At 51.8% G+C, this 18400-nt stretch carries 15 protein-coding genes, 6 tRNA genes and 1 other RNA gene; 6 read left to right on the forward strand and 16 right to left on the reverse strand.

The features are described from left to right. The 10 genes from hyfE to ABK821_RS10130 form a co-directional block, all read right to left on the reverse strand. Positions 1 to 651 (reverse strand): hydrogenase 4 membrane subunit, encoded by a 651-nt coding sequence (hyfE, locus tag ABK821_RS10085; RefSeq protein ID WP_138361125.1) that lies wholly within the window; start codon positions 649 to 651, stop codon positions 1 to 3. An 11-nt stretch (positions 652 to 662) separates the two neighbouring features. Further along, complete coding sequence (locus ABK821_RS10090; RefSeq protein WP_138361126.1) at positions 663 to 2102, reverse strand: hydrogenase 4 subunit D; 1440 nt, start codon at positions 2100 to 2102, stop codon at positions 663 to 665. A 16-nt stretch (positions 2103 to 2118) separates the two neighbouring features. Beyond that, positions 2119 to 3066 (reverse strand): respiratory chain complex I subunit 1 family protein, encoded by a 948-nt coding sequence (locus ABK821_RS10095; protein WP_343178225.1) that lies wholly within the window; start codon positions 3064 to 3066, stop codon positions 2119 to 2121. A gap of 10 nt (positions 3067 to 3076) precedes the next feature. Beyond that, entirely contained in the window at positions 3077 to 5098 is a 2022-nt protein-coding gene (hyfB, locus tag ABK821_RS10100) for a hydrogenase 4 subunit B (protein ID WP_142502355.1), read from the reverse strand. After that, positions 5098 to 5715 carry a 4Fe-4S dicluster domain-containing protein gene (locus ABK821_RS10105; RefSeq protein ID WP_395033937.1) on the reverse strand — a complete coding sequence of 206 codons (618 nt, stop codon included), beginning with the start codon at positions 5713 to 5715 and terminating at the stop codon, positions 5098 to 5100. Before ABK821_RS10105 ends, hyfB begins: the two co-directional genes overlap by 1 nt. A gap of 362 nt (positions 5716 to 6077) precedes the next feature. Next, positions 6078 to 6209: non-coding RNA, RtT sRNA (locus tag ABK821_RS10110), on the reverse strand. Positions 6210 to 6233: 24 nt separating this feature from the next. Continuing rightward, positions 6234 to 6309, reverse strand: a tRNA-Lys gene (locus ABK821_RS10115). Positions 6310 to 6313: 4 nt separating this feature from the next. Continuing rightward, positions 6314 to 6389: transfer RNA gene (locus tag ABK821_RS10120), tRNA-Val, on the reverse strand. Between the two features lie 43 nt (positions 6390 to 6432). After that, positions 6433 to 6508 (reverse strand) — tRNA-Val (locus ABK821_RS10125). A 165-nt stretch (positions 6509 to 6673) separates the two neighbouring features. Next, a tRNA-Val gene (locus ABK821_RS10130) sits at positions 6674 to 6749 on the reverse strand. A 258-nt stretch (positions 6750 to 7007) separates the two neighbouring features. Here ABK821_RS10130 and gltX point away from each other — a divergent pair. After that, complete coding sequence (gene gltX / locus ABK821_RS10135) at positions 7008 to 8426, forward strand: glutamate--tRNA ligase (protein ID WP_343178226.1); 1419 nt, start codon at positions 7008 to 7010, stop codon at positions 8424 to 8426. Positions 8427 to 8481: 55 nt separating this feature from the next. On the opposite strand, the gene ABK821_RS10140 is transcribed toward gltX, so the two are convergent. Next, positions 8482 to 8874 carry a YfeC-like transcriptional regulator gene (locus ABK821_RS10140; protein ID WP_138361456.1) on the reverse strand — a complete coding sequence of 131 codons (393 nt, stop codon included), beginning with the start codon at positions 8872 to 8874 and terminating at the stop codon, positions 8482 to 8484. Between the two features lie 8 nt (positions 8875 to 8882). After that, a complete protein-coding gene (locus tag ABK821_RS10145; RefSeq protein ID WP_138361455.1) occupies positions 8883 to 9236 on the reverse strand; it encodes a YfeC-like transcriptional regulator in 354 nt (117 codons plus the stop codon). A gap of 219 nt (positions 9237 to 9455) precedes the next feature. On the opposite strand from ABK821_RS10145, the gene ABK821_RS10150 reads away from it, so the two are divergent. The 3 genes from ABK821_RS10150 (at position 9456) to ABK821_RS10160 (ending at position 11835) form a co-directional block, all read left to right on the forward strand. Beyond that, a tRNA-Ala gene (locus ABK821_RS10150) sits at positions 9456 to 9531 on the forward strand. A gap of 41 nt (positions 9532 to 9572) precedes the next feature. Beyond that, positions 9573 to 9648, forward strand: a tRNA-Ala gene (locus tag ABK821_RS10155). Positions 9649 to 10071: 423 nt separating this feature from the next. Then, entirely contained in the window at positions 10072 to 11835 is a 1764-nt protein-coding gene (locus ABK821_RS10160; RefSeq protein ID WP_343178227.1) for an EAL domain-containing protein, read from the forward strand. A 41-nt stretch (positions 11836 to 11876) separates the two neighbouring features. On the opposite strand, the gene ABK821_RS10165 is transcribed toward ABK821_RS10160, so the two are convergent. Beyond that, positions 11877 to 13079: a NupC/NupG family nucleoside CNT transporter gene (locus ABK821_RS10165; protein WP_138361453.1), complete on the reverse strand. Its 1203-nt coding sequence runs from the start codon at positions 13077 to 13079 to the stop codon at positions 11877 to 11879. A gap of 349 nt (positions 13080 to 13428) precedes the next feature. Between ABK821_RS10165 and ABK821_RS10170 the strand changes: the two genes are divergently transcribed. Then, positions 13429 to 14664, forward strand: coding sequence for an Nramp family divalent metal transporter (locus tag ABK821_RS10170; protein WP_343178228.1), 1236 nt, complete (start codon positions 13429 to 13431; stop codon positions 14662 to 14664). A 45-nt stretch (positions 14665 to 14709) separates the two neighbouring features. Here ABK821_RS10170 and ABK821_RS10175 read toward each other — a convergent pair whose 3' ends face one another. Beyond that, positions 14710 to 15918: a transposase gene (locus ABK821_RS10175; RefSeq protein WP_343178229.1), complete on the reverse strand. Its 1209-nt coding sequence runs from the start codon at positions 15916 to 15918 to the stop codon at positions 14710 to 14712. A gap of 22 nt (positions 15919 to 15940) precedes the next feature. Here ABK821_RS10175 and tnpA point away from each other — a divergent pair, with 22 nt between their 5' ends. Beyond that, complete coding sequence (tnpA, locus tag ABK821_RS10180; RefSeq protein WP_138361450.1) at positions 15941 to 16357, forward strand: IS200/IS605 family transposase; 417 nt, start codon at positions 15941 to 15943, stop codon at positions 16355 to 16357. A 146-nt stretch (positions 16358 to 16503) separates the two neighbouring features. On the opposite strand, the gene ABK821_RS10185 is transcribed toward tnpA, so the two are convergent. Both ABK821_RS10185 and ABK821_RS10190 read right to left on the reverse strand, forming a co-directional pair. Then, the gene (locus ABK821_RS10185) at positions 16504 to 16839 is read right to left on the reverse strand and encodes a DUF2502 domain-containing protein (protein ID WP_308560988.1); all 336 of its coding nucleotides are present in this window, start codon (positions 16837 to 16839) and stop codon (positions 16504 to 16506) included. A 229-nt stretch (positions 16840 to 17068) separates the two neighbouring features. After that, the gene (locus tag ABK821_RS10190; protein WP_138361447.1) at positions 17069 to 18304 is read right to left on the reverse strand and encodes an ion channel protein; all 1236 of its coding nucleotides are present in this window, start codon (positions 18302 to 18304) and stop codon (positions 17069 to 17071) included. Positions 18305 to 18400: the final 96 nt, after the last annotated feature.

The raw sequence follows: 18400 nt of genomic DNA on the forward strand, positions 1-18400 counted from the left end.
TTATCCCTTAAGCGCAGTCAGGTTGTTCACGTCCAGCGTGCCGTGAACACGCCCTATCTTTCTGGCCAGCAGAACCATCACAATGACGGCGAAAATCGCGTCGGTGGCTATCCCGATCTCCACCAGTTCCGGCGCGCGCCAGGCGAGCAGCGCCAGTACCAGATGGGAACCGTTCTCCATCAGACAGTAGCCAAAGATTTGCCGCAGAATATTGCGCTGGCTGACGATGCACAGAAGGCCTAACAGGAAGTGGCCTAACGCCACCGCCAGCGCGGGTTTGAGATCAACCGCCATCGGTAAATTCACCGGCTGAACGACGAAAGCGCATAGCAGAACGATGAGCGCTGCCAGCAACGCCATAATGGCGGGGCCGAACAATGCAGGTTGCGTATTAATCGTGGTCAATTTGCGCATGGCGAATCCCATAATTAATGGCACCATGACCACTTTGGTGATAAACGCGCCAATGGACCACATGAGTAATTGTTCAGCCGCAAAGACTCTGGATAACGTGACGAAGATAGATACCAGCACCAATGACTGGATGGCATAAAAAACACATGAAAGGCGGTGGCTTTTTACACTGATGACCAACAGCGATGTCAGCATCATCAGGCCCGCCAGATTATTAACAATCATTGTTCCGCTCATCCTTCACCTCCTTACTGAAGCCAGGCTGCGGCGATGACGCTGGATGCAAGCGACATCACAATCAGTACGACCAACACCACGCGCATAGAAAGCGGCAGCGGCGACGCGTGGGCAACCTCGTCGCTCGGCTTGCCTGGCACTACGCGCCCAAACCAGTAAATAAACCAGCCAAAGCTGGCGACAGATTCAATCAAAACCAGAATCATGGCGGGCAACAGTAGCCAGTACTGGTTTGAAAGGGTGAAGCCCGCGGCAAACAGCGGGTATTTACTGAAGAATCCATTGAACGGGGGCACGCCGGTAATCGCCAGCGCAGCGACGCAGAAACCCACGCCAGCCAGCGGCAACGTATGCAAAACGCCGCGTAGACGAGGCAGGAGACGTGTCCCGCAGCTATAGCTGAGGGAACCCGCCACCAGGAAGAACAGACTCTTAGCGAAAGCGTGGTTGACGATATAGGCAACCCCGCCTTCAAATGCGAGACGCGATCCAAAGGTTGCCAGTGAGAGTGCGAGGAAAATATACGCCAGCTGGGTAATTGTCGACCAGGCCAGCAAACGCTTCATGTCTTTCTGGGGGAGATACATCAGGAAACCATAAATAAGGGTTACCAGCGCCATCACCGCGCCGATCCCGCCAATGAGATGCGGGATATTCCCGCCCTCAAGAATGGCTCGCGCGAAGATATAGACCCCGACTTTAACCATCGATGCTGCATGGAGATAGGCGCTGACCGGTGTCGGCGCTTCCATCGCGTCGGGTAACCAGGCCTGCAACGGCAACTGGGCCGATTTCCCCCACGCGGCGAAAAGAATGCCGCCGTATACCAGATAACGGGCATTTCCCTGCAGCTCACTCAATGCGCTTAACGAGAAGGTGCCGGTTTGCAGGAACAGCGTGGCGGCAGCAAGATAGAGCCCAAGAGAGGCGATATGGGTAAGCAGAAGCGCCTTCAGTGCCGAACGTTGCGCTTTCTCGCTCTGATAGTAGCCAATCAACGCCCAGGAGCAGCCGCCGGTGATTTCGAAGAATATCAGCTGACCGAGAATCGTTGACGAGAGTACCAGCCCGGACATAGCGCCGATAAAAATCAGCAGAAACGCATAGTACCGGTTGCCGCCGTCATGCGGATGCTCGCGGTTCTTTTCCGTTAAATAGCCGGTGGAATAGAGGGCGACCAGCAGCCCCAGAAACACGACAACAAACAGGATCAGCGTGCTGAGCCTGTCGATGGTAAGACCAAAAAGCACGACATCGCCAATACTGGCGAGGGAAATGGTGACAGCCGCTTTCCCTGCCAGATAAAAAACCGCTTCAAGCCACAACATGCTAAGGGTCGCCAGCAAGGCGAACAGCGTGCCCAGTTTCGCGGCCTGGCGCTGGGGCGAGAGCGAAACGACGAGTGCGCCGACGAAAGGCAGCAACAGTGTCGTCAGAGCAAGAGTTTCCATAATATGACGATGCTCCTTACAGACCGGTTAACCAAAAGACATACGACAACGCGGCAAGGCCGAAGCCGAGCCAGGTCACATGATGCGTCAGTAAAAATCGTCCCCGCGCTAACGAGTTTTCTACGATGGATGCAATCACAAAAATCAGCAGTAGCTTGATGAGCGTGACGACCAGGGAGAGCAGCAGAGAACCGAAAGAGAGGGTTTCAGCGCTGCCAAATGGCAGAAACAGGGTGATAAATAGCGATGCCATCACCACTTGTTTGAGGCCCACTCCCCACTTCACTAACGCCAGCCCGGCGCCGGAGTACTCTGTCAGCGGCCCTTCCTGTAGTTCCTGCTCGGCTTCAGCCACATCAAAGGGAATTTTCCCCATTTCGATGAAACAGGCGAACGCGCAGGACAGGAATGCCAGCATCGTCGCGACAGGCGAAAGCCAGCCTGACGCCAGCGTGGTGCTGATGGCGGCGATATGGGTTGACCCTGCGATTAACGCGACGACCAGTAAAGCGAGGATCAGCATCGGCTCCACCAGAATGCCCAGCGTCAGTTCACGGCTGGCGCCGATCCCGGAGAACGGGCTACCGGTGTCCAGGCCGGAAAGAGCAAAGAAGAAGCGGAACAAGGCAAACAAATAGATCAGCGTGATGATGTCACCGCCGCCAGCAAGAGGCGACGCCTGGACAAACAGCGGCAGCGCCATCGTGACAACCAGCATGCTGCTCAACAGCACCCAGGGCATCAGGCGGAACATCAGACCCGAAGAGGCCGGAGCCACCTCCTGGCGTTTTAATAGTTTGTTGAGGTCCCGGTAGTCCTGCCAGATGCCCGGTCCACGACGAGAATGCATTCTGGCGCGGATTTGCCGTGAAATGCCCGTGAATAATGGCGTGATCAACAGCAATATAAGCGCCTGTAACAGGGCAAAAATCACCAGATATCCGTCGGAGAGTTGATGTGTCATAGCGGTTTCCTCAGACGGCAATAGCCAACAGTAGAACAATCAGCGTGGCGACAACGTACAGGCAATAAAGGCGAAAATCGCCGCTTTGCAAGTGCTGTACGCGTTGCGCCAGCCTGTGTGTCGTCTGTACGATCGGGCGAATGATGTATTCATCCCAGAACGGTTCGGTGTGTTGCGCCACATGGGTCATGTGTGCCAGCCCCCCGGCAAGTGAGGCGCTGGGGTCGAGTTGTTTACGCATTCGGTAAAGCGCGGAGAACATGACGCGCAACGGCTGGGTAAAACTGCCAGCGGAAGGCGCCATCAGACTCTCCCAGCCGTACCCGCAGGCCCAGGCCTCGCCGGTGCGGCGGAAGGCGCCACGGCGTGGACGGTTTACCAGCCAGAACAGGCCCGGCAAAATGGGCAGGGCGATAAGCAACAGGAAGATTGCCGAGGGCGTCAGCAGGGTTTGATGCATTTCACCTGGAATGAGCGCTACGCCCTGGGTCGCCGGTATGGCCGAAACGGTGGTAAAGGTAAGCACGACAGACATGATTTGCGGCGCGACCCAACAGGCGAAAACACCGGTTAATACACATAGCGCAGCGAGTATCAACATGGCTACGGTCATCTGCCAGGGGGCTTCCTGCGCCTTTTCTGCTGCTTCACTTCGCGGCGCGCCGCAGAAACTGATACCGTACACTTTGACAAAACACATTGCCGCCAGCGCCCCGGTGATTGCCAGCATCACAATGGCGACAGGGCCAGCGAGACGCAGCACGATGTCGTCAATGCGAGTCATCGCGAAGAGTGACTGATAGGTGTACCACTCGCTGATAAATCCGTTGAGTGGCGGCATGGCTGAAATCGCCAGGCAGCCAACAAGAAACGCGCCTGCGGTCCACGGCATTCGCTTCGCCAGCGCGCCCATTTTTTCCATATCGCGGGTGTGCAGACGCCAGATAATTGAACCGGCGCCAAGGAAGAGCAGACCTTTGAACAGGGCGTGATTAAGCAGATGAAAGAGGGCGCCCAGCAGGCCAACCGCCGCCAGCACGGGATAGTGCAGCGATAGTCCAATCATCCCGACGCCAACGCCGAGCAGGATGATGCCGATATTTTCGACGGTATGCCATGCCAGCAGGCGTTTGATATCGTGCTCCGCCAGGGCGTATAACACGCCCAGTACCGAGGATACGGCACCGAATGCCAGAACGACAATGCCCCACCAGAGCGCGATGCCGCTATGTCCCAGCAGATCGATACCGACTTTCAGCATACCGAAAATACCGATTTTCACCATCACGCCGGACATCAGGGCCGAGGCGTGCGACGGTGCCGCGGGGTGGGCGCGCGGTAGCCAACTGTGCAGCGGCAACATCCCGGCTTTGGCGCCAAAGCCGAAAAATGCTAACAAGAAGATGGCGGATGCCACGCCAGGTGAAAGCGAAGTTTGGCGGAAGCTGGCAAAATCGAGGCTGTCGGTCTCCCGCCAGAACAGGAAAAAGGCGATCATAATGAGCACAGATCCCGCATGGGCGATAAAGAAGTAGAGCATCCCCGCCCGGATAGATTCTTCATCTTGCTCAGCAATGACCAGAAACCAGGAGGCCAGCGACATCATTTCAAACAGCACGATGAACCAGAACGCGTTGTCCATCACCAGTAATCCGACCATTGATGCGATAAAGAGATTCATAAAAAAGCCCATTACCGCCGCACCTTTGCCGATGTATTCGCGCATATAAGCCAGCGAATAGAGCGCGCAGACCGTAACCAACAGTGAAATGACCAGCACCATAAAGGCAGAAAGCGTGTCCATGCGCACGCTGAGTTCAGCGAAGGGGAAGGGGGTTACAGCGTGCCAGGTTAGCGTTGTGCCGGATTTGAGCTGCGTGACGGCGCCAGCAATGCCGGCAATGCCGCCGAGCATGGCGCAAATGCCAGCCATATTAATGGCGCTTTTATCCCGTCCACAGAGCAACAGTGACGCTACCCCGCCAACGAGATACAGCGTCAGTGACCACATCAATAATTGCAGAGCATCCATTACAATTTTTCCGAAGTAAAGGAAAGAGAAGCCACACCGCCGTCGTTCAAATACTCTGCGGTAAGACGATGCTTCTGTTTCACCTGCTGTTTTAAGAGATCGTCGGTAACCAGGTGCAGGGCATGAGTAACGCACGCACGCACGCAGGCTGGCCCTTCCGGAAGGAAATAACAGAGATCGCATTTCACTGCGATGGCCTGTACCCCCGCCTCCCAACGTAAAAAAGGATGCAGAGACGGCGTGCTTTCCGGTGTGTCGCTAAGCTCTCCTTGCGCCAGATGCGCAAACTGTTCTGGCGCGTTTACTGGTCGGCTTCCGGAAGGAACAATCGCGCCAAAAGGACATACCAGACCGCAAAGTTTGCAACCGATACAGAGTGTTTCGTTCAGTTGAATCGCATCGTTCTGAAGGGAGATGGCGTTAACCGGACAAACCTGCTTACAGGGGGCATCCTCACAGTGACGACAGAGGATGGGCGCGGTTTGTGTTGTCGTCTTTACCATCGCCAGTCTTGGATGTCGTTGTAGACCTTGTGTTTTATGCACCTCGGAACATGCGGCAAGACAGGTGTTACATCCTATGCACCACTGAGGATCGGCAACCACAAAGCGGTTCATGTCGGCTCCTTAACGAAGAAACAAAAAGTTCAGCTTTGTAATGCACAAACAATGCCATTATTTAAATTTAATAAAATCAAATGGTTGTGTTTTTATTCTCAAAAGGGAGAGGCAAAAGTGATGGTCATTAACGTTCGGGCGGAGGGACATTCGGCATTTTTGTCGAGGTAGTTGGAGGCGTAAATTTGCTGAAATTTTTAGCCTGTTTTTATGGCCTTCAGCGTCTGGGGGTTATAGCGTGTTAGCGGGTTTAGCACAGGGAGGTGGGCCTATCGTTGCCGCGGGCGGCTCGTGTACTGTGGCAGGTAAAAATCTTTACATCGCTGATAGCAAAAAAGCGCCTTTAGGGCGCTTTTTTACACTGGTGGGTCGTGCAGGATGACTCGCTTTGCTCGCCCTTCGGGCCGTCGCCGCGGGCGGCTCCGTTGTCTTCACTTCGTTCGACCCGAACCTGCTGCAGGTTCGAATCTTATCTATCACAGATAGCAAAAAAGCGCCTTTAGGGCGCTTTTTTACACTGGTGGGTCGTGCAGGATTCGAACCTGCGACCAATTGATTAAAAGTCAACTGCTCTACCAACTGAGCTAACGACCCGAAGTGGTGGGTGATGACGGGATCGAACCGCCGACCCCCTCCTTGTAAGGGAGGTGCTCTCCCGGCTGAGCTAATCACCCACTTTAGTACTTCATTTTGCAAGAAATTTCGCTGGCGAGAAAGTGGTGGGTGATGACGGGATCGAACCGCCGACCCCCTCCTTGTAAGGGAGGTGCTCTCCCAGCTGAGCTAATCACCCACTTCTCAATTTCTTGCTTTAATCCCCATTTTTCACGTTATTACATCGACTTTCTTTATTTACTCCAATCGCTTACTTTATGTAAGTTCAACAGAGTTATTCAGTTGCCGCTTGACCACAACGCAAAATATAGTGGATTACACGGCGGAGACTACGTGAAGTAGTTGGTGGGTGATGACGGGTTCGAACCGCCGACCCCCTCCTTGTAAGGGAGGTGCTCTCCCAGCTGAGCTAATCACCCCCGCTGTGTGGAGTCGCATTATAGGGAGAGTTGAAAATGAGTCAACGCCTTTTCTAAATAATTTTTTTGTTCGTCGTAAAATTAAACAAAACGATTGCCATGCCATCTATGGCGCATGATTTATAAACAAAAAGATAAAGCGTGACGTTGAAATGGTAACAACATTGAGGAATCAGCCCACGGTGTTAGAATATTCGTCCATAAAATCTAACGAACACTGCCGCGTGTCGGCATCTTTATCAAACGTAAGGCCAATTCATGAAAATCAAAACTCGTTTCGCGCCTAGTCCGACAGGCTATCTACATGTTGGCGGTGCGCGTACTGCTCTCTATTCCTGGCTTTTTGCACGTCACCACGGCGGTGAGTTTGTGCTGCGTATTGAAGACACCGATCTTGAGCGCTCAACGCCAGAAGCCATTGAAGCCATTATGGATGGTATGAACTGGCTGAACCTGGAATGGGATGAAGGTCCGTATTTTCAGACCAAACGTTTTGATCGCTACAATGCCGTGATTGATGAAATGCTGGAGGCGGGCACTGCCTATAAATGCTATTGCTCCAAAGCGCGTCTGGACGCGCTGCGTGAAGAGCAAATGGCAAAAGGCGAAAAACCGCGTTATGACGGTCGTTGTCGCCATGGTCACGAACATCATGCTGATGACGAGCCTTATGTTGTGCGTTTTGCCAATCCAGAAGAAGGCTCCGTTATTTTTGACGACCAGATCCGTGGCCCTATCGAATTCAGTAATCAGGAACTGGACGATTTGATCATCCGTCGTACCGATGGTTCCCCGACCTACAACTTCTGTGTGGTGGTTGATGACTGGGATATGGCGATTACCCACGTGATTCGCGGCGAAGATCATATCAATAATACTCCGCGTCAGATCAATATCCTGAAAGCATTGAACGCGCCGGTGCCGGTTTATGCTCACGTCTCTATGATCAACGGCGATGACGGTAAAAAACTCTCCAAGCGCCACGGCGCGGTGAGCGTAATGCAGTATCGTGATGATGGCTATTTGCCGGAAGCGCTGTTGAATTATCTGGTGCGTCTGGGATGGTCCAGCGGCGACCAGGAGATTTTTTCGCGTGAAGAGATGATCAAACTGTTTAGTCTGAGCGCAGTGAGTAAATCGGCGAGCGCGTTCAATACTGAAAAACTGCAGTGGCTGAACCATCACTATATTAATTCGCTGGCGCCGGAATATGTAGCGACGCATCTGCAATGGCACATTGAGCAGGAAAATATCGATACCCGTAACGGTCCGCAGTTGGCTGAGCTGGTGACATTGCTGGGCGAGCGCTGCAAGACGCTGAAAGAGATGGCGACAAGCTGCCGTTATTTCTACGAAGACTTTGCTGAATTTGATGCCGATGCGGCGAAAAAACATCTGCGACCGGTTGCTCGTCAGCCGCTGGAAGTGGTGCGCGATAAGCTCGTCGCCATCAGTGACTGGACGGCAGAGAATGTTCACCATGCGATCCAGGCGACGGCGGATGAACTGGAAGTCGGTATGGGGAAAGTCGGTATGCCGTTGCGCGTAGCCGTCACGGGGGCGGGCCAGTCTCCGGCACTTGATGTAACCGTCCACGCGATCGGTAAATCGCGTAGCATAGAGCGTATTAATAAAGCGCTGGCCTTTATTGCCGGGCGTGAAAGCCAGCAGTCCTGATTCAGATAAGAGATACAGTAAAGCGGCGGAGTTATTCCCGCCGCTTTTTTAGCTATTATTCCGCCCCAGTAATACCAAGCCGGGATAAAAATCCGCTGATCCCCTCGCGCACCAGAAGATCGCGCAACTGTAACTGTTCTGACCGGGACATAAGGTGCAGCGTTTCGACGATTTGACGTCTGACCGCGTCTGCATCATTAACGAAGTAGTTAACGGGCGCTTCTGCAAGCTGGTTGTCAATGGTCAATCCCCGGAATTCCTTACTATTTGCCAGATAATCAATTACCGCCTGATCGATAACAATCAGACGAGCGCGCCCGCCTTTAATGCCTGGTATGGTTTCTGTTCGCCATTTTTGCTCTCTGGCCCAGCGGTTGATTGTTTGTCGGGTAAGTTTAAGGCCTTTAGCGAGCTCCGCTGCCGTCATTTTGTCTTTGAGTTTCATCATGATGTGACTTACTGGTCGCGAATACCCAGCCGATTGAGCAACCCGCTGATCCCTTCACGAAGCAGCAGCGACATCAACTGTTTTTGCTCTCCCGGCGTCATCTCTTTACTCAGGGTAAGCAGCAGCGATTCCAGATTGTTATCGGCGGGAGAATAGGGGACTGGATTCTCAGCCACGCGTTGTGCGCTGCGAATAAACTCGCGAACTTGTTCATTGACATGTACGAGACGCGCCTTTCCGCCCTGCACGCCAGGGCGCGGAGATGTTTGCCACCCCTCTTTGCGGACCCATTTGTTAATTGTTTGCCGACTGAAACCAGTCAGATGCGCTATTTCTTCAGGTGTCATTCGTTCCTTGAGCATACTATTTCCTGAGTAAATATATGGGAATTAGTTGTACATGTTATAGCATCCTTTTAGAGGAAAGGGTGACATGTTTGGCTTTTGGCTGCGATAATGCTCGCAATGTCAGCCGTTTGTCTGCTTTTTCAGCGATCAAAGAGTCGAGGTTGATTTTGCCGTTGACACCTGGCGAAGGAATTCATATTATGCCGCCCGTCAACACGACACGCTTTACGTTACGGGGCTATAGCTCAGCTGGGAGAGCGCTTGCATGGCATGCAAGAGGTCAGCGGTTCGATCCCGCTTAGCTCCACCAAAACCTGCACCCATCAGGTTTGGTTCGTAAAGAGTTTCTTCGGGGCTATAGCTCAGCTGGGAGAGCGCTTGCATGGCATGCAAGAGGTCAGCGGTTCGATCCCGCTTAGCTCCACCAAATTTCAATTCTCCCGTGGTTTCCGCAAAATATTCCATAATAAATGAATACGCTAAGCTTAGCGCTTCATCGTTAACGCGCTTGCAACTTGACCTGGATGCGTCCCCCTACGATGACTCCTTTGCTAGTCGCTGCGTGATGCATCACCTCCATGAAATGCGCTCTTAAGAGGCGTCGTCCGTGCATTCAGATCTGCTCCGACAGTTTTGTCGCTCACCACGGTTACTGACTCATACCCGCTCCAGGGAAGGCATTCAGTGGACCCCCAATGCATCTCGAATGATTTTTTGTCCATAACAGGCATATCCCTTAGCGAAAGGTAATTTCAGATTTTTTCTCGATTTAATATCTTGCCTGCCATTATTAAGCAGCATAATATTTGTTCATATAGATGTTATGCTGAGCGAGTTAATAACAACAATAATGATTAACTATTCTGCTGTTAAAATTAAAAGAACTCTGCTGGCGTTATTGATCTGTTTTATTACTATCCCTCTTTCCAGATTTATTTCCCCACAAATTTTCCTTGGTGAGAATCAACTCTATCTGGTGTGGTTACCGTTGAGCGCCATGTATTCACTCCTTTTTATATTTGGTCGGTATGCTGTTGTACCATTGATTATCACGTTTGCAATCGATAATACCCTGATTGTCGGTCTGGCGTTACCGCAGGCGATGATTTTGTTGTTTTGCCAGCTCATCCCGGTTCTTGTTTCCTGCGCGATTATTCGCTTTCAGTCTGGAAGACGCTGGCGCAGCGGCCTGAGGGGGAAGCATTGGGGCATGCGGATTTTTTGGGCCGGTTTCTTCGCCCCGCTGTTGTTGAAAGGTAGCATGTATGTGGTGGGGCAATTTTTCTCGTTTCCAGTGGCAATGTCTGGTTATTTCGGCCATATATCGATAATCTACACAATTATCGATATACAAAGTCTGATTAGTGCGGGATTAATTTTTACGGCGCTGTTCTATTATCCATTGCGGATGATTATCAGTCCGCGATATGCACGTGTATTTTGGCGCAATCATTGCCAGCCGTGTCTGGCGTATGGGCATAGAATATTTACGTTGTACTGGTTTATTGCCCTGGTCACCATATTATTTGTGCTTTGTACGCCTTATATTTCTGATTTGATTGGAGGTTATTTAGTTCCTCTTGTTTTTATTTTGTACTTCGTAGGTATTGGGCGTCTGGGACAGACGCTGATTCGCATTTTATGGTCCATATCAGCATTTTTACTCGTTGTTTATCATCCGAATTTTTTACATGGGGTAAGCATTGAGTATTCACTAGCATTTGTTCTTTCCGTGTTAATTTCGTTTACTGTCTGTTTGTTTTATATGGCAGATATCTATGCACGTAGCGAGAGGATGAGGATTAGATGGCGTGAGCAGGCTGGGGAAACCTCTCGCGTAGGGGCATTGAATATGGGGCAGGGACAAATTCCCGAGCGCTCAAGCGAACAGCTTCATCTGCTCAGACAGGTTGAACACGCCATTAATAAAGGCTCGTTGCTGCTATATGCTCAGCCTATTCAGAATGCAACTGGAGAAGGTTATTACGAGATACTCTGTCGGATGCGCTGCGGTAACGCCATCATCATGCCGCAGCAGTTTATTCCACTGGTTAGCCGGTTCAACCTGAGCCAGCGTTTTGATATGCAGGTGCTGGAAGCGTTATGCCGCGTCCTGCATCACTATCCGGGTAAGCATTTTTCGGTCAACCTGCTGCCTCACACATTGATGCAACAAGATAGCGCGGCGCAAATTATCATGCTGTTTAAACGTTACAACCTGGCGCCGGGGACGATAACCATTGAGGTGACCGAAGAGCAGGTATTTTCTGATATTGAAATCAGTATGTATAACATCCAACAGTTACGAAATTTCGGCTGCAGTATCGCTATTGATGACTTTGGCACCGGCTACGCCAACTATGAGCGCCTGAAAAATTTACAGGCTGATATTGTAAAAATAGACGGTTGCTTTGTGCGTGATATCGCAACCGATCCGCTAGATGTCATTATGGTTAAATCCATTATTGAAATGGCGAAGGCTAAAAATATGAAGGTGGTTGCGGAGTATGTCGAAACCCAGGAGCAGAGAACCCGGCTTTTGCAATTAGGCGTCGATTATTTACAGGGATATCTGATTGGTAAACCGCAACCCTTGAGTGAATTGCGGGTATGAAAAAGCCGGGGCTTGCCCGGCTTCGCAATACAGGTTGCTAATTACAGCACCAGGGCGGCGATAGACGCAGAGAGCACGCTCACCAGCGTCGAACCATAGACCAGTTTCAGGCCGAAACGGGAAACCACGTTACCTTGTTCCTCGTTCAATCCTTTAATCGCCCCCGCGATAATGCCGATAGAGGAGAAGTTGGCGAAGGAGACCAGGAAGATAGAAAGGATGCCTTCCGCACGTGGAGAGAGCGTAGCGGCAATTTTCTGCAGATCCATCATCGCGACGAATTCGTTAGAAACCAGTTTGGTTGCCATAATACTCCCTACCTGCAGCGCTTCGCCCGCAGGTACGCCCATTACCCATGCGATCGGATAGAAGATGTAGCCAAGGATCCCCTGGAAGGAGATACTGTAGCCGAACCAGCCGGTCACGGTGGCGAACAGGGCGTTCAGCGCAGCAATCAGCGCGATGAAACCGATCAACATTGCAGCGACGATAATCGCCACTTTAAAACCCGCCAGGATGTACTCGCCCAGCATTTCGAAGAAACTTTGTCCTTCATGGAGATTGGACATCTGCAGGTTTTCTTCACTTTCGTCCACGCGATACGGGTTAATGAGCGACAGAACGATGAAAGTACTGAACATGTTGAGCACCAGCGCCGCCACAACGTATTTCGGCTGCAGCATGGTCATGTACGCGCCCACGATAGACATAGAGACGGTCGACATCGCTGTCGCTGCCATTGTGTACATGCGGTTGCGGGACATTTTCCCAAGAATATCTTTATAGGCGATGAAGTTTTCCGACTGGCCCAGAATCAGCGAGCTGACCGCATTGAAGGATTCCAGTTTACCCATGCCGTTGATTTTGGACAGTACGGTGCCAATTGCGCGAATGATAATCGGCAGGACACGAATATGTTGCAAAATACCGATCAGCGCGGAGATGAAAACGATGGGGCACAACACTTTCAGGAAGAAGAAAGCCAGGCCTTTATCGTTCATGCTGCCGAAGACGAAGTTTGTCCCTTCGTTGGCAAAACCGAGGAGTTTTTCAAACATCCCGGCGAAGCCTTGTACAAAACCCAGACCAATATCAGAGTTCAGGAAGAACCAGGCCAGTAACACTTCAATGACAAGCAGTTGAATGACGTAACGTACACGAATCTGATTACGGTTGTGGCTGACCAACAGGGCCAGAATGGCAACCACTACGATCGCGAGAATAAAATGCAGGACGCGGTCCATATTTGCTCCAAACATGAGGCAGGTTAAATTTCTGTGCACATTTTATGTAACAGTTTAAAAGAAAACGAGATGCAGAGCACATTATTGCAAGGATATGTGAAGAAGGGAAAGAATAGTGATCGATCATTGATTTTTGTTATGTTGCGTAAAGGTTTTAAAAGTTGCACCGATGTACTATTCTGATGACGGTGAGATAAAGCAACGTTTATCAACCTCAGTTTTCCGTTATTGGCCCGCTATTGCTCCCCCCTATCACAGTAATCATTATCACCTTTACAAATGAACTTGATAATCATTCGCACTTTGATAGCATGAAACATAGCAAAGGCTATATTTTCAGAGGCAGAAAATGACAAGCAGTCGCGTTGAGAATAGCAGTGGTCGCGCAGCGCGCAAGATTAAGCTCGCCCTGATGGGGCCTGCGTTCATTGCTGCCATTGGCTATATCGATCCGGGTAATTTCGCCACCAATATCCAGGCCGGGGCCAGCTTTGGTTATCAACTTCTGTGGGTTGTGGTCTGGGCGAATCTGATGGCGATGCTGATTCAGGTCATGTCGGCAAAGCTGGGTATTGCCACCGGTAAAAATCTGGCGGAGCAAATTCGTGATCACTATCCGCGTCCGGTGGTGTGGTTTTACTGGGTGCAGGCGGAAATCATCGCCATGGCCACCGACCTTGCTGAGTTTGTCGGTGCGGCCATTGGATTTAAGATGGTGTTCGGCGTGTCATTACTTCAGGGTGCCGTATTGACAGGGATTGCGACCTTCCTGATTCTGATGTTACAGCGTCGTGGTCAAAAACCGCTGGAAAAAGTGATCGGCGGACTGCTGCTGTTTGTCGCCGCGGCATATGTGGTCGAACTCATCTTCTCTCAACCGGCGATGGCGCCGCTGGCGAAGGGGATGCTTATTCCGTCGCTGCCGACCCAGGAAGCGGTTTTTCTTGCCGCCGGGGTGTTGGGGGCGACGATCATGCCGCATGTTATCTACCTGCATTCTTCGCTAACTCAGGATTTGCGCGGCGGGACGCGTAAAGAACGCTACAACGCCACGCGCTGGGATGTGGCGGTTGCCATGACTATCGCTGGTTTTGTTAACCTGGCGATGATGGCGACCGCTGCCGCGGCCTTTCATTTCAGCGGCCACAGCGGTATTGCCGACCTCGATCAGGCTTACCTGACTCTGGAACCTTTGTTGAGTCAGGCGGCGGCGACCATCTTTGGCCTTAGTCTGATGGCCGCCGGTTTGTCGTCCACTGTGGTGGGGACGCTGGCGGGGCAGGTGGTCATGCAAGGTTTTATCCGCTTCCATATACCACTCTGGTTTCGCCGGACGGTGACGATGCTGCCGTCATTTATTGTCATCCTGATGGGACTGGATCCGACACGCATTCTGGTTATGAGCCAGGTATTACTGAGTTTCGGTATCGCTCTGGCGCTGGTGCCGCTGCTTATCTTCACCAGCAATTCGCAACTGATGGGCGACTTAGTTAATGCCCGTTGGCTGAAACTGCTGGGATGGACGATCGTCGCGATCGTGGTGGTGCTCAACGGTTGGCTGATTGTCGGCACGATATCTGGTTAGTCTTGACATCCTCCCCGCCCTAAAGGGCGAGGATTCCTACAGCGTTCAGACCGTAGCCTGACTCGCCTCGGTGGGTTCCTGCTTCAACGGGCGGTCTGACTGCACCCTCCCTCCACAGGCAAGCACGGCATGTCCAGCCGCTAAGATGTTACGTGCCCCATTGATATCGGCATTTTCGATATATCCGCATTCAAGGCACTCAAATTTACTTTGTGACTGGCGATTTTCTTTCGCTGTATGACCACAGCAGGCACACCGCTGACTGGTATATGCCGGAGGGACTGCCAACACCTGACCGCCGCGCCAAAGCTGCTTGTATTCAAGTTGACGGCGCATTTCGTACCAGCCCTGATCCAGTATCGAACGGTTCAAATCTGATTTGGCTTTGACGTTTCGCCCGTGCTGTTCTGACGTACCTTTTGCCGATTTCGACATGTTACTGACCTTCAAGTCCTCAATGACGATCATTGCGTGGTTTTTGCTGATTTCAGTGGTGACTTTGTGAAGGTAGTTCCGCCGGATATTGGCAATGTGCGAATGAAAACGCTGGATTTTTCGCTTCTGTTTCTGCCAGTTTGCGCTGAACTTTTCTTTGCGGCTTAATTGTCGCTGGAGCATTGCCAGCTTACGCTGGCTTGCTTTAAAGCTGTTGACGGGCTGATATACCGTGCCATCTGAAAGTGTGGCGAGTTTTGTGACTCCGGCATCCAGTCCGACCATTGACTCTGCGTTGTGAACCGGATCAGCCACTTCGTATTCTGTCTGGATACTGACGTACCATTTGCCGCATGACTGGCTGACCGTGACGTTTTTCACTTCGCCAATGACTTCACGGCTGTTGCGATAGCGTATCCACCCTAACTTTGGCAACGATATTCGATTGTTGGGCTGATCGAGCTTCACGCCCTGCGGGTAGCGGAATGCGTCATTTTGACCCCGTTTTTTGAAGCGGGGGAAAGCAGCCCGTTTCTGAAAGAAATTTTTGTAGGCTCGCTCAAGGTCTTTCAGTGATTGCTGTAACGGCTGTGATGGGGCTTTTTTCAGCCATTGTGTCTCTGTGTCAGATTTCCACTCAATGAGCCATGAAGCCATCTTTGTATAGGGAATGTATTTGTTCCCTGCTTCGTGATTCTCATTCTGAAGTGCTAACGCCCGATTGAAAACAAAACGACAAGCCCCAGCGAAGCGCAACATATCACGCTCCTGCTGACCATTTGGTCTTAACTGGAATTTAAAAGCTTGTAGGCGTTTCATTTCACCTATTATACTTTGGTCTATGAAAAATGAAACCGATATTCGCCGTGGCAGACATTGTGTATTCCTGATGCATGTTCATTTGGTCTTTGTCACAAAATACAGGCGAAAAATATTTGATCAGGATGCGATTGAAAAACTGCGTAGCTACTTTGCCAGCGTCTGTGCTGATTTTGATGTTGAGTTGGTTGAGATGGACGGAGAATGCGATCACGTGCATTTACTGATCAACTACCCGCCAAAGATCGCAGTATCAAATCTGGTTAACAGCCTCAAAGGAGTTTCGAGTCGATTGCTTCGACGGGATCGTCCTGACATTGCGCAGCGTTATTACTACAAAGGGGTTCTTTGGACACCAAGTTATTTCGCAGGGAGTTGTGGTGGTGCACCAATATCCATTATTCGCCAGTACATTGAGCAACAGGAAACACCTGGCTAGTTTAAAAACCACGCCTTATATCCCCGCCCTGAAGGATGGGGTTTTACGGCGCTACAGATAAAATATAGAGTGGGGAACCATCTGGTTCCCCTCTGAGTGCTGACATACCTCAGACGTAAGAAAGATGGCAGAGGATGCCTTTGCGATTAAGGATGCCAGCGATCCCCTGGCCCATCTTCCCAGCCGCCGTGTCGGTTATGGCGATCGTTCCAGCCTTCACGATATCCACGCTCGTAAGCCGCGCGTTTATCCCAGCCACGATGCCAGCCATTGTCGTGGCGATACCAGCGGTTATTGCGCCATTCATAGTGTCTGCGCCAGTAATCTCGGTCACGCCAGCCGTGGCCGTCCCAGTAATGGCCATAATTGTCGCGATCGCCGATTTGCAATTTTATTGATGGCAACAGGGTGATTTCCCCGGCATTTACAGCCCATGGGGCCGAAGCCAGTAGCACCGTAGCCAGAATCAGTGACCTGAACATACTCTTCTCCTTCACGATCGGGGCCATTATTGGCCTTTGCCCGGATATTACGGAGCGGTAAAGCTCCGTCGCATCGGGGGACTCTTAAATCGTTAGTGGGAGCACGTTTTGTTAAGTTAACGTATAGATGGCGACAACGTTCGCCCGCTTTTTGCCCGTTTCGTTCTGGAGATCCGCAGCCCTGGTATCGCGCTGAAATCTGCTATCGTAAACAGCGAAATCATCGTGTTTAGTTATTGCGCCGTCTGGCGAGCATCAGCGGTTTTCCGGCCAGTAGCAGCCAGGCCGGAAGCATAACGATACACAGCAACGGGAGTAGGGTGGCATCCGGCACCACGACGGCGGCCATAAACAAGCTCAACCAGCCATCACGCGTCACCACCAGCATCAGCCCGAGAATCGCGCAGGAGACGGTGATTGCGGCCGGGACCGCATTCACATGCGTATGCAGCATCAGGCCGAGTGCGACGCCGACGAACACCGCCGGGAATATTCGACCGCCCCGAAAGCCGCTGGCGGCAGCCACCACCAGCGCCGCCAGCTTGACCAGAGCAATAAGCAGTAAATCGTTGGCGGTTAATGTCTGGTTAAAAACCAACTGGTGCATTTCATCCAGGCCTGTAAACAGTGTGACAGGTCCGCCAATGACGCCAAGTACCCCCAATAAAAAGCCGCCGATACCCAGGGCCAGTATCGGATTTTTCAGGGTTTGCATTAGCGCGTGTAAACGCGGCAAGCACCAGACGCCGACCATACCGACGGCAATCGCAATAAGCGTAACGACGGCGCCGCTAAAAATGTCTACGAGGTGCAGCCGAGAGTAAGCGGGAATGGGCAGTGAAAAGCGGGGGTGAAAAAATAACATTGTGGTTAAAGAACCCGCTGATGCGGCGAGCAGCGGGGCAAATAACCTGTCCCATAATGGCACATCGTTGTCGCTATTCAGCGTTTGCGCAAAGATGAGCGCTGCGGCCACCGGGACGCCAAACAGCGCGCCGATCGTGCCGGATGCCGCGAGGATCGTCCAGTCCAGCGTGCTGACGCGCGGGAATAAGCGGCTACCCGTCGCGACCACCAGCGCGATATTGAGCACCATAATCGGATGTTCGGGTCCGAGGCTAACGCCACCGGCAAGGCCTAATACCAGCGCAGCGAGTACGCCCGGCAGCGCGCTGGTGCTGACGGGGGCGCCAATTAATGACTCTGTTGCCGGGTCTGGCCCCGCGTGACCGGGGCTAAAACGGACCAACAGGCCGACGGCGATGCCGGTAGCGGTGAGGAGGGCTATCGTCCAGAATGGGCTACTGGCAGGGATACCTAAGCTTCCGGGCAGGCTGAACCACAGAATATTCTGTAATACCGACGCCATTTTCATCACCGCAATCAATACCAGACCGCAAGCGATACCAATAATGATTGCAGGTATCGATAGCAATAGCATCGTTCGGGCACGTGGATGCAACATGAAACGTATCCTTTTGAGTTGGCTTTGACGCTGCGAGGGCATCGACACCAATAAGGCTGAAACGATAAAGTAAAGACAGAGCCTGGTGATTGTGCA

This window comes from Klebsiella sp. KE9456 (assembly GCF_043832615.1).
In the GTDB taxonomy this organism is placed as follows: Bacteria; Pseudomonadota; Gammaproteobacteria; order Enterobacterales; family Enterobacteriaceae; genus Klebsiella; species Klebsiella indica.